The organism is Novosphingobium sp. BL-S-32 (genome assembly GCF_056857055.1).
On sequence record NZ_CM166477.1, the window covers coordinates 340,107 to 352,045 of the forward strand.

An 11,939-nucleotide genomic window follows, 5' to 3' on the forward strand; every position below is an offset into this window, starting at 1 on the left:
ATGCCGACGATCAATCTTCTCTCCGTCGATCGCACGCTCGAACGCCGCCTTGCCGAAGCCGTGGGCGAACATGTCGACGTCGAGATGATCCAGTCGATGGAGCTGGCCGATCTCTCCGGCCCGGGCATCGTCGTGATCGATCATACATCGGTGCCCGCCGACCGTTCGCTGGCATCCTCGATTGGTCACGTCCTGCACGCCGCGCCCGGGCGCGGCGTGGTCGTGGCGACGGACGACATGTACGCCGATCAGGTGCTGCAGGCGATCCGGGCGGGCGCGGCCGACGTCTTCGCACGCAATTCCGAAAGCAAGCACATCGCGGAAGTGGTGACGCGCCTGCTCAACAATTCGATGACGGCGCAGGGCCGGCTCGGGCGTCTCACACTGGTCCTCGGCACAGATCAGGAAGCCATGGCGATGCTGGCTACCGACATGGCGCTGGCCTACAGCCTGAGCGACGCCGCCAGCCTGCTGGTCGACTGTACGCTGCCGTCGAGCACGGCCGAGGCCTATCTCGATCTCAAGGTCGATTACGGTCTGGCCGCCGCCGTTTCCGACATCGACCGAATGGATACGAGCCTGCTGTCCGACGCGCTGGCGCGCCATGAGGCGAGCGGACTGTCGCTGCTGACGTTCGACGGCGGCACCGGTGCCGAACCGGCCGGCATAGGTCCGAACGACATCGTCGGGCTCATTCAGTTGCTGCGGGCCAATTTCGAGCATGTGGTGCTTGGCGCGGGCAGTCTGAAGCATGCCGGGCTTCTGCGCGAACTCGCTTCGCAGGCCTCGGCCGTGGAAGTGGTCTGCAGCCAGTCGATCCGCGAACTCGATGCCTGCCGCCGCTTGCTGGAAAAGGTTTCGCTCGACACCGCGACGGCGACCCGCGTGCGGTTGATCGTCTGGGACCACGATCCCAGGATCCTGCTGGACGGGCGCCGGATGGCCGATGTGTTGGGGATCGACGCGGTGATGGGCATCCAGACCGACCGCGTTCGCGCGCGCAATGCGCTCAATGCCGGCAAGCCGATGATGCTCGATCGCGACGGTGGCGGCTATGCGCAGGCGATCCGCCGGGCCTGCAACATAGCGGCGCCGGTAAAGGGCGCGCGGGTCGGCATCGACCGGATGCGCCGCGCGGTTCTGCGTCTGGTGGAGAAGTCCGCATGAGCCTGCTCACCGCCGACGACGCGATCCTGCGCCATGCAGGCGGCCAAGGCCGCGCGGCGGTGGCCCAGCCCACGGCCCAGCGGATGAGCGACTCCTATCAGGCGGTCAAGGCGCTCACTTGCCAGCAAGTGATCGACCAGCTCGAAGCACAGGGCGTGACGGCCGAGGCGCTAGACCAGCGGGTGCTTCGGCAGGAGATCGAACAGGTCATCAGCAGCCGCAGCCGGCGCGGCCAGCTTGCGCTCAACAGCGCCGAGCGGCTCGTGCTGATCGAGGATGTCGAAGACGAAGTGGTCGGCCTCGGGCCGCTGGCGCCGCTTCTGCGCGATCCCGGCATCGACGACATCATCGTCAATGGCCCGCACACGATCTACGTCGAACGGGCGGGGATGCTCGAACAGGTCGAGACGCGCTTCCGCGACGACGGCCATCTCATGAACATCATCCAGCGGATCGTCGGCCCGATCGGTCGCCGCGTGGATGAGGCGACGCCGTTCGTCGATGCGCGTCTGGCCGATGGGTCGCGCGTCAATATCGTCATTCCTCCCATCGCGCTCGATGGCCCGCTCGTTTCGATTCGCAAGTTTCGCCTTCAGGCGCTGACGGTCGAGGACTGCGTCAACAGCGGCGTGATGAGTGTGCCGATGGCGGCCTATATTTCGAGCGCGGTGCGCTCGCGGCTCAATATCCTCATTTGCGGCGGAACGGGTGCGGGCAAGTCCACGCTGCTCAACGTCCTGTCGGGCTGCATCGGCGACCGCGAGCGGCTGGTCACCATCGAGGATGCCGCCGAGCTGCAATTGCGCCAGAACCATGTCGTGCGCCTCGAAACGCGGCCGCCCAGCGTGGACGGCAGCCGCGAAGTCAGTGCGCGCGATCTCCTGCGCAATGCGCTGCGTATGCGCCCTGACCGCATTATCCTGGGCGAGGTGCGCGGCACCGAGGTCGTGGAAATGCTGCAAGCCATGTCCACCGGGCACGACGGATCGATGGCGACGCTTCACGGCAATTCTCCGCGCGACGCACTTGCCCGACTGGAGATGCTGCTGGGCTTTGCGGGTCAGCAAAGCGACATCCGCGCGCTGCGCCGTTTCGTGGCCAACAGCGTTCACGTCATCGTCAATATCCAGCGGCTGGCCACTGGCGCGCGTCGGGTGACGTCGGTGACGGAAGTGACAGGGGTGGAAGGCGACGCCTATTCGCTCAATGAGCTGTTCCGCTTCGACGAGCAGCCGCCGATGTCAGGCGAGGGCGCCTTCCAGACGCTCTCTCCGCGTCCCTATCATGCCGCACGCCTGCGCGATTTCGTGATGCCCACTGCGGCGGGATCGAAGCGCGGCGGCGAAGCGTCCGGGATCGCCGCATGGTGAGAGCGGCCGCCTATCTCGCGCTGGCGCTGGTGGTTCTGGGCATCATCGCTTTTTACCTCCTGGTCGAGCGCGCGCGCGGGCTTGCGGCCATCGATCGCCGGCTGGGACAGATGGCGGGGCCGCACCTTGGCACGGTCCGGACGATCGTGCCGATTTCCGTTCCCGAACGCGTCGCGCCGCTGCTGGCGCAGGCGCAAGTCGAAATGACCCTTCAGGGACTGCGCAACCTGGCTCTGGCGGGATTGGCGATAGTCGGCGTCGTGCTGTTTCTTGCCGGGCCGGTAGCGGCGCTGGCGCTGCTCGCGGGGATTCCGTTCTGCGCCTGGTCCTGGCTTCAGGCCCGCGCCCGCAAGCGCACCGAGGCGCTGACCGATGCTTTGCCGCTCTACCTTGACGGCGTGCGCCAGCTTCAGGCCATCGGCAATTCGCTTTCGCAGGCGCTGGAGCGGGCCTTGGCCGATGCGCCTGAGATCGTGCGCAGCTACTTTGCGGGCACCGCGCGGCGGCTGGAAATGGGCGCGCCGGTCGGTGAAACCATGCAGCAGCTTGCCGATCGCCTGCGCATTCCGGAAGTTTCCATGCTGGCCGCTGCGATCCGCACCAATCTGCGGTTCGGCGGCTCGCTGGGCGCGACATTGACCAATCTTGCCGCCATCCTGCGCGAGCGGGTGCGGATCCGCCGCGAACTGGCCGCCGCGACGTCCGAGGCGCGGATCAGCTCGCGGGTTCTGATCGCGATGCCCTTGCTCGCCATGATCATGCTCGTGGCGACGAACCCCGCCTACATCGACTTCTTCATCCACGACGCGCGCGGACAGAAGCTGTCGGTGATGGCGATCGGTCTGGAGCTGATCGGGATCCTCGTGGTGAGCCGCATGATGAGGCTTGCGTTCTGATGGCCGCGCTGCTCCCGCTCATCCTGTTTTCGCTGTCGCTCGGCGGCGTGGTGGTCGCTTGCGCCGGCTACCGGCTGCTGCGGATCGACGCGCGGCTGCGGGAGCGGGTGCACGGCAATGGGCTGCGCCAGACGCCGACCTCCCGGCTGCCGTTTCGCCTGCCGCGCCTGTTTAACATCCGCGGGCGGGATCGCGACGAAGTCGAGAAGCGGCTGCGCAAGGCGGGTTATTTCGACCCTTCCGCCATCGAGGTCTTCGCATGGCTGCGCGTGGCGGCGGCCGCTACCGCCGCGCTCGTCAGCATGGCGGCCTGCATGGCTGCCACCGGCAATCCGTTCACGCCCATTTTCCCGACGTTCGCCGCCGCCGGCGGGACCTATATCGGCGCCAAATATGTCCTGCAAATGCGGGCCAACGCCCGTGAGCGGATCCTTACCGCCGAATTTCCCTTCCTGCTCGATCTCATGCTGATGATGCTGGAGAGCGGCGTCTCGCTGGACCAGTGCTTCCGGGCGATTGCGCGGGATGAGCAAGTGGCGGTCCCCAACCATGCCCGCCTTGTGGGCATGCTGGTCGACGATCTCGATCGCGGGCAGGACTATCAGGTCGCGTTCGACCGCTGGGCCACGCGCGTAGCGGTGAACGGCGCGCGCGAACTGGCCACGGTGTTCCGTCAGTCGCTGTTCCACGGCATGGAACTGGTGCCTTCGCTCCGCGAATTCGTGCGCGAATTTTCGCAGCGGCGCGTCGCCCGCGCGCGCGAGGCGATTGGCGCCGTGACCGTGCGGATGGTCATTCTGATGCTGGTGTTCTTCATGCCCGCGCTTTTCATCGTGCTGGCAGGGCCACCGGTTGCGGCGATCCTCGATACCTTGCGGAGTTCGGTCCCATGATGCGCAGTAGACTTGCAGCCAGGGTTCTGGCGCCGATCCTTCTTGCGAGTATCGCCCATCCCGCATCCGCCGCGGAGCGGGGCAACCCGGCCGAAGCGCTGGCCGATCCGGGCGACCAGGGTTCCACCCGCACGCTCTATCTCTCGTTGATCCGGCAGGCACGGGTCGACGGGCGGTCGCGCGCCGCGCTGGCCTATCTCGACGATTTCGACCGCCAGTATCCCCGAGACCGCGAGGCGCTAGTGCTGCGGATCAATTGCCTGCTCGATCTTGGCCAGACCGAAGAGGCGCGTACTGCGCTGAAGCGCATTCCGCCGAACGACCGCGATGGACAGGTGCTGGAAATTCGCGGCCACGTTTCTGCTGCGCTGGGGGATTGGGCGCAGGCGGCGCGCGACTACGGTGCCGCGCTCGATGCCAGCCCCGCCAACCCGTTTGTCGGCAATGCACTGGGCTATGCGCGGCTGCGGTCCGGCCAACCGCAGCGGGCCGTGGAAGCGCTGAAGGCTGCCCACGATCTGGCGCCGAACGAAACGGTGATCCGCAACAACCTTGCCCTTGCGCTGACGGTGGCGGGGCGCGGAGCGGAGGCGGAAGCCTTGCTTTCCGCCGTGCGCGACGTGCGGTCGCGGGGAGAGATCCGCAGCCAGATCGCCAGCGAGGCGGCGCGGCTGGCGGTTCCCGCTTCGGCAGGTTCCGCAACCGAAACGGGGAGCGATCATGGCTAGTCTTCGTCTCCGCCGGGCGCGCGAACGGTCAGGGCCCGAGGCCACCGGAAAGGCTTGCCGTCGCTTTGTGCGTGCGCTCGCGAAGGACCAGTCCGGCATGATCGGCCCGGCCGTTGCGGCGATGGGCGTGATGCTGCTGGGTGCGGCCGGCCTCGCGCTCGATACCGGGCTCTATTACCTCGGTAACCGCGACCTTCGCACCGCGACCGAAGCGGCCGCGCTTGCGGCGGCCATGAACCCTCTCCAGGGCGAGGCGCGTGCCCGCGATTACCTGACGCGCAACGGATACGATGCCTCCGTCCTCAAGTCGGTAACGGTCGGCCGGTACTGCGCGGACGCGGCGCTCGGCAGCGACGATCGCTTCGATCCCAGCTTCAATCGCTGCCCCGGCAACGGCCAGGCCACCGCTGTGCGGATCGTCACGGGCAAGGCAAGCCGGCGCTTCCTGACCGGCGTGCTCGGCTCTGCCAGCCCGATCCCCGACCTTGCCGCCACGGCCACCGCCGCGCGGATCGACGAAGCCGGCATTGGCGTCACATCGGACGTGCTGACCGATGTGGTTTCACCGCTGCTGACTCCCATCACCACGCCGCTTATCTCGACGCTCAACGGCGTGCTAGGCTCCTTGCTGGGCATTCCGATATCGCTGGGCAAGACGGACATTCAGAGCCTGATGCAAGGCAATGTCAGTGCGGGCCTGTTCTTCGACAGCCTCGCCAGCAAGGAGGGCTTCACCGGCACATACGGCGAACTGGTGAGCAAGTCTCACGGGCTGAAGGACATTGCCTCAGCGGCGGCGGATGCGGCCTCGACACCGGAGACGAAAGCCGCCCTGAACGCTTTCGCGGGGCAAGTCAGCAATAACTACAGCGTGCCTTTCAGCGGCCTGTTCGGCCTTGGCGTGTGGAAGAACATGCCCGTGGGCGGCGCCGACGAACCGCCGGCACTGCGGGCGGGCATGAACGCCTACCAGCTCATCACTTATGCGGTCCAGTCGGGACCGACTGCCATCGATCTTTCCACGGCGGTAAGCCAATTGCTGCCTGACAGCACGGTCAAGATCGGAATGGTGTCGAGCGGTTCGGCCGACCGACCCCGGTTCGCCTTCGGACCTGCGGGCGAAACGCAGGTCGGCACGTCTGCCTTGCGGATCGGGATCCAGATCAACCTTGGCGTTCCCCCGGTCCTCGCCGGCTTGGCCTCGATTCAGGTCCACCTTCCGGTCATCCTCGACGTGGCGGCGGCGCAGGCGGAAGTGACCGGGATAAACTGTGCCAACACGGCCGAGCAGGCGCGCGACACGACCGTTACCGTCCATGCAAGGTCGGGGCTGGTCAATGCCTATATCGGCGATGTCTCGGCTTATGATCCGATGGCGAAATCGATGCCCGTAATGCGCGCGGCGGATATTCAACAGACGAATATCGTGAGCATTTCCGTGCTGGGCGGCATTGTTCCCGTCAACGTGAAAGGTCGGGCCATCGCGCAGCCGGTCACCGGCTCCGGGCCATCGGACGCAACGCTCACATTCGGGCCGGGCGTCGGCAGCCCCACGCAGCCTGCGAGCCCGCAGACGATCGGCAATAAGGTGCAGATCGGCCAGACCGTGAGCGACCTTACGACCAGCTTGCTCGGGTCGGACGGACTCGACATTCAGATCGGTCCTCTGGGGTCTCTTCTTCAACTGCTGGGCCTGTCGGACATCACTGGCAAGGTCCTGCCGACTGTCGTGAAGCCTGTAACCCAACTGATCGGAAACACGGTCGATCCGCTGCTTACCAATGTGCTGGCGGTGCTGGGTGTTCAGCTCGGCACGGCCACGGTCTGGACCACTGGTGCACGCTGCGGGGTGCCCGTGCTCATCTGATTTTCGCTGATCCGGCGTCGCGCCCGCCTCCATGCGGCTCCGGAATTTTCAAGGAGGATAACGGGAGTAATCCAATGAAGGATGCTGTTCTCAAGTTCCTGATCCGTCTCAAGACCGACGAACGTGGTCTCACCGCCGTCGAGTATGCGGTTCTGGGCGCAATTGTCGTTGCTGCCATCACTTCGGTGAAAACCGATTTCATGAGCGCTCTCTCGGGTGCGTTCAAAGCCCTCTTTACTGCCGGCACGGGCGGCACTGGCGGCTAAGCTAATAGGAGACTCGAGCGATGCGCATGTCAGCTGGAACCCTTGGACGACTGCTGAGATGCACGAGCGGGATGGCGGCGCTGGAGTTTGTATTCATTGCTCCGGCGCTGCTGCTCCTGGCCTTCGGTATCATCATTTACTCGATCTATTTCAGCGCCATGATCGGTGTCAGCCAGGCCGCGTCGGAAGGCGCGCGGGCTGCCGTTGCCGGTCTTTCGACCGGTGAGCGCACGAGCCTTGCTCAAGCGCGCGCGGCAGCCGTGATGAAAAACTACAGCGCGATCCTGGGCGGAGGAAGCAATCCCGTGATCTCCGCCGGGGCCGACGGCACAGGTGTCTTCAAGGTTCAGGTGAGCTACGACATGAGCAAGAGCCCTATCATGCGCTACGGCAACATGGTGCCGCTGCCTTCGCCGAACCTGACGGCGAGCGCTTCGGTGACCAACGGAGGCTATTGAAATGGGCGGCTATGAATACCTGCGGCTGGCGGCTCTGATCCTGCTGGTGCTGCCGGTCGTCGTGCTTCCATGGGAGGGGCGCAGGCCGCCCGGCATTCTTTATGCGGCCATTGCGTTTGGGGGTATCACTTTTGCCTTCTTTCGCAACGGGATAGAAGGTGCAATCTTGGCCGCTGCGTCGGGAACGATTTGCCTTATCCTGATATCGGCAGTAATCGCCGCGCTTCGTTCCGGGACGGGCCGAATCATATTGACCGGTGGCCAGATTAAACTTCTGTCATCGGGCGCTATCTGGCTCGGCGCGGCAGGAGCATTGGCTATGATAGTGTTAACCGGGACCGTTCTATTCGGTCTCGGAGCAATTTATAGATCGGACAGATTCGCTCGTCGTCCCGATACAGGTGCTATCGCCGCCGCCGCGATACTTTGTGTTGGATTTGGACAACTGATGATTCTTGCTTAGGTCAAGCTTCGGAGGTCTTCGCCGAACATGAACGAAATGGTACCGAACTGGCGGACTAGACTAGGGGCGATCCTCAATCCTTCCGGTACGCCGACTGCACTGCCTGCCCAAGAAGAGATCGTGGACAATACTCCGGTAGAAACCGTTCTGATCGTCGATGACGATGTTGATTGGTGCGAGGAGTGCGCCTTCAGCCTGCGGACGATGGGCTATGCCCCGCTTGTTGCAAACAGCGCGCATGAGGCGGAAAGGCTCTACGCCAACCACGATGTTTCCATCGCAATCGTCGATTTCAACATGCCCGGTCAGGACGGGATATCGCTGATCTACGACCTTTCGCAGAGCGCGGAGCTCCGCGGGCAGCGCCTTCAGTTCATCATGGTGACCGGCTATGCCAGCAAGGATGTCGCGATCGACGCCATGCGGGCCTCGGCGGTCGATTTTCTGGAAAAGCCGGTTCAGCAGGCCGATCTGCGCCGGGCGTTGCAGCGCACCAAAGGGCTGCGCGATACGCCTGCCGCGCGCGGGGACCTGCTCGGCAAGATCAGCAACCTGAGCCTCGAACTGCGCAGTCTGGCGCAATTGCTCGACGAGCCCACGGCGCGGGGCAGCGGCAGCGAAGGTCCTATCGGTCCCGCGCAGGCGGAAACTGCCGACCGGCTGGAGCGGGACCACGAGCCCGGCGAACTTGCCGCCTATATCCGCGAAATCCTGCGCAAGGAGAGCAAGCGGCGCGAGATCGGCGGCGGCGAGCTGTTCGGCGATCCGGCTTGGGAAATGCTGCTTGATCTGCTGCTCGCCAAGATCGAGGGCCGCCTCGTGGCCGTCTCCAGCGCCTGCATCGCATCCGGCGCGCCGATGAGCACGGCCCTGCGCCTCGTGCGTCGCCTGGTCGCTGAAGGCGTGCTGTTCCGCCTTCCCGACGAACATGACCGGCGACGGCACTTTCTGGCCATCAATCCGAAGCTGGAACAGCCGATGATCGGCTATCTTTCCGAACAGTTGCGGGCTCGGAAGGCGATCGCAAATCAATAAGTTAATCCGGTTTGGCGGGGATCTCTCTTTTCCGCCATGACGGTCTGCCCTAGCTATCGTCGTCCGCGCCGTTGATGGTGCGGCCGGATTCGGGCTGCGGAGGTCCCATGCTTGCGCGCATTGTTGCCATTCTGGCTTTGCTCGTGGCCGGCCCGGCTCTGGCTGACGATCTTTCCGGCCAATGGGAGCTGCGTGCAGGCGGCGTGGCGATGCTGCGCTTCGAACTGCACCCTACGCCCGAGGGCTGGAAGGGTACCTGGCAGAGGCCGGACCATTACCGGACGGAGGGCTTCAGCTTCTCGAAGATCACCGGGCCCGCAATTACGAGCGATGGGTCGGGGGAGGCCCAGGCCGACGGGGACGTCGCATTGCAGTTCGACGATCCGCATCCGCATTCAAGACCGGATCGGGTGCGATTTCGGCTGATCGATCCGGCACATGCAAAAGTGGTGCTGGACGGCGGAATGACGCTGCGCCTGTCTCGTTCGACCGGCGGCCCGATGGGGCCGTGGGACTCGGCGCGGACCTATCCGATCGATGTTACACGGACGACCAATCCGGAGATGACGCGCATCTTCAAGGCGGACCTGTCGGACCGCAAGCACGCATCCGACGGGACCGCTGTACGTGCGGTGGATGGTCGCAGGGCGCGGACGCAGCAGCTTCTCGATGCCGGCGCGCTCGACTCGGGCGAGGATTTCGAGCACGCGGCCGCAGTCTTCCAGCATGGCGAGGCGCCGGGCGATTACCTGAAGGCACATCTGCTGGCGATAGTCGCGGTGGCGCGCGGGAGGCCGAGTGCTCTGACAATCGCTTTGGAATCGCTGGACCGCTATCTGGCGAAAATCGGTCACGCGGATGCGCCGAGCGTTGGGTCCCGGTGGGCGAATGCGGGGCGCAGCGCTTCGGGCGATATCGCAAGAGCAAGCAATCCGGAGATGACGGCCATCTTCGAGGCGGACCAGTCGGAACGCAAGGCTGCGTCCATTGACTGGGCTGCCTTGAGCAAAGCAGACGAGCGACGCCGGGCGCGGACGCAGGAGCTTCTCGACGCCGGCGCGCTCAACTCCGGCGAGGATTTCGAGGGCGCGGCTTTCGTCTTCCAGCATGGCGATGCTCCCGACGATTTTCTGAAGGCGCATCTGTTGGCCACGAACGCGGTGGCGCGCGGAAGGCCGGGGGCGGTGTGGATCGTCTCGGCAACGCTGGACCGCTATCTGGAGAGAAGCGGGCGCCCGCAAGTGCTGGGTACGCAATTCCAGTCGGTAGCAGACGGGCCGATGACGCAAGACCCCTATGACCGCACTTTCGCCTCGGATAGCTTGCGTGAGGCGCTGAATGTCCCCTCGCTGGCCGATCAGGAAGTGCAACAGCAGCAGTTTGCGCAAAGGGCAAGACAACAGGCTGCCCAGCGGACTCAGACCCAGCCCGCGCCGCAGGGGTAAACGGCCGGGAACTAGTTTGCGCTGCTCGTCGTAAGTGCAACTCATTCGTCGAAAGGCGCAATTGACGAATGCGTCCGTCCCGCTTAGCCGCGCAAATGCGGATTCTTCCCCCCACAAAAGAGCCGCGTCTGCCGAAGATGGCAGATGACAGGCGCGCGATCGACGCGGGCCGCCCGACGAGGACGACCGAATGAGTCTGACGGCCGCAGCTGTCGCATTGATGCTAGGTTCCACGGCTCCCGAAGCTGGAACCGTCGCGGCCATCGATCCCGTCGCCGCGCCGCAGATAGCTATGCCGCCGCAGGCAACCGTATTGGCGCAGGTAACTCCGGCGCCGCAGGCGACGGATGTGACTGTGGCTCCGCCAGTCTCGCCTGCTTCCGATCAAGTCGCCACAACAACAACGGCAACCGAACCGCCGGTGGATGCGGCTGCACCAGTATCGGCGGCCGCGCCCGACGTTTCCGCCCCTGCTGCCGCGCCCGATGCCGCGAATGGCCCGCACACGCAGGGTTCGGAAATCCTCGTTACGCATCGCAAACGGCCGCCGCCGGGCGATCCGATGGAGCGCGTCAACGAGCAGTCGTTCAAGGCTGTGCAGGCTGTCGACAAAGCCGTGCTGGAGCCGGTTGCCACGGTGTACAACAAGGGACTGCCCCGCCCGGTACGGCAGGGCCTGCGCAACTTCTTCACCAACCTCGACGAGCCGGTGATCTTCGCTGCCTATCTTCTTGAACTCAAGCCCGGCAAGGCGATGGAAACGGCCGGACGTTTCGCCATCAATACGACGCTGGGCGTAGGCGGCATCGTCGACATCGCCAAGCGTAAGCCCTTCAACCTGCCGTATCGCCCCAATGGCCTTGCCGATGTGCTGGGCTATTACGGTGTCGGGCCCGGCCCGTACATGTATCTGCCGCTCATCGGCCCGACGACGGTTCGCGACGTGATCGGCGATTCCGTCGACAATCTTTGGGGCCCGGCGGTATTGGGCAAGCCGTTCTCCAAACCGGAAGTGGCCGCGCCCATGACGGTCGTCAGCGAACTGGGCGAGCGGGCGGCATTCGATGAAGAGATCCGCAAGATCCGCAAGTCGGACAACCCCTATGCGACCTATCGCGAACTTTACCTGAGGCAGCGCAAGGCCGAGATCGACGCTCTCCATGGGCGCGTCACGGAGCCTGTTGTGCCGGTCTACGGTCCCGGTATGCGTACTGCCGGTGGCAAGAAGGGCGAGCAGAATGCCGTGCCGGATCCGGCCGAGAAGCAGGCGCCGGTGTCCGCTCCAGTGACACAGGAACCGGTGCAGAAGGACGACAAGGGCAGCGATCCGCGCTGAACCGGCATCGGGCGG

Annotated in this window: 12 protein-coding genes; all 12 read left to right on the forward strand. The window is 64.9% G+C overall.

Going from position 1 to position 11,939, the window contains the following annotated elements:
• The 12 genes from AC1VVK_RS18365 (at position 1) to AC1VVK_RS18420 (ending at position 11,924) form a co-directional block, all read left to right on the forward strand.
• On the forward strand, positions 1-1,167 hold the full coding sequence (locus AC1VVK_RS18365; RefSeq protein WP_482906229.1) for a CpaE/TadZ family protein: 1,167 nt from the start codon (positions 1-3) through the stop codon (positions 1,165-1,167).
• On the forward strand, positions 1,164-2,537 hold the full coding sequence (locus AC1VVK_RS18370) for a TadA family conjugal transfer-associated ATPase (RefSeq protein ID WP_482906230.1): 1,374 nt from the start codon (positions 1,164-1,166) through the stop codon (positions 2,535-2,537). Before AC1VVK_RS18365 ends, AC1VVK_RS18370 begins: the two co-directional genes overlap by 4 nt.
• Complete coding sequence (locus tag AC1VVK_RS18375; protein WP_482906231.1) at positions 2,531-3,433, forward strand: type II secretion system F family protein; 903 nt, start codon at positions 2,531-2,533, stop codon at positions 3,431-3,433. Before AC1VVK_RS18370 ends, AC1VVK_RS18375 begins: the two co-directional genes overlap by 7 nt.
• The gene (locus AC1VVK_RS18380; protein ID WP_482906232.1) at positions 3,433-4,326 is read left to right on the forward strand and encodes a type II secretion system F family protein; all 894 of its coding nucleotides are present in this window, start codon (positions 3,433-3,435) and stop codon (positions 4,324-4,326) included. Before AC1VVK_RS18375 ends, AC1VVK_RS18380 begins: the two co-directional genes overlap by 1 nt.
• Positions 4,323-5,054: a tetratricopeptide repeat protein gene (locus tag AC1VVK_RS18385; protein ID WP_482906233.1), complete on the forward strand. Its 732-nt coding sequence runs from the start codon at positions 4,323-4,325 to the stop codon at positions 5,052-5,054. The genes AC1VVK_RS18380 and AC1VVK_RS18385 overlap by 4 nt, the downstream gene beginning before the upstream one ends.
• Positions 5,047-6,921 (forward strand): pilus assembly protein TadG-related protein, encoded by a 1,875-nt coding sequence (locus AC1VVK_RS18390; RefSeq protein ID WP_482906234.1) that lies wholly within the window; start codon positions 5,047-5,049, stop codon positions 6,919-6,921. The genes AC1VVK_RS18385 and AC1VVK_RS18390 overlap by 8 nt, the downstream gene beginning before the upstream one ends.
• A 74-nt stretch (positions 6,922-6,995) precedes the next feature.
• Positions 6,996-7,187 carry a Flp family type IVb pilin gene (locus AC1VVK_RS18395; RefSeq protein ID WP_482906235.1) on the forward strand — a complete coding sequence of 64 codons (192 nt, stop codon included), beginning with the start codon at positions 6,996-6,998 and terminating at the stop codon, positions 7,185-7,187.
• Between the two features lie 71 nt (positions 7,188-7,258).
• Positions 7,259-7,645 carry a TadE/TadG family type IV pilus assembly protein gene (locus AC1VVK_RS18400; protein ID WP_482906236.1) on the forward strand — a complete coding sequence of 129 codons (387 nt, stop codon included), beginning with the start codon at positions 7,259-7,261 and terminating at the stop codon, positions 7,643-7,645.
• A gap of 1 nt (position 7,646) precedes the next feature.
• Complete coding sequence (locus tag AC1VVK_RS18405; protein WP_482906237.1) at positions 7,647-8,108, forward strand: hypothetical protein; 462 nt, start codon at positions 7,647-7,649, stop codon at positions 8,106-8,108.
• Positions 8,109-8,135: 27 nt separating this feature from the next.
• On the forward strand, positions 8,136-9,143 hold the full coding sequence (locus AC1VVK_RS18410) for a response regulator (protein ID WP_482906238.1): 1,008 nt from the start codon (positions 8,136-8,138) through the stop codon (positions 9,141-9,143).
• Positions 9,144-9,250: 107 nt separating this feature from the next.
• Positions 9,251-10,588 (forward strand): hypothetical protein, encoded by a 1,338-nt coding sequence (locus tag AC1VVK_RS18415; protein WP_482906239.1) that lies wholly within the window; start codon positions 9,251-9,253, stop codon positions 10,586-10,588.
• A gap of 190 nt (positions 10,589-10,778) precedes the next feature.
• A complete protein-coding gene (locus tag AC1VVK_RS18420; RefSeq protein ID WP_482906240.1) occupies positions 10,779-11,924 on the forward strand; it encodes an MlaA family lipoprotein in 1,146 nt (381 codons plus the stop codon).
• The last annotated feature ends 15 nt before the right edge of the window (positions 11,925-11,939 follow it).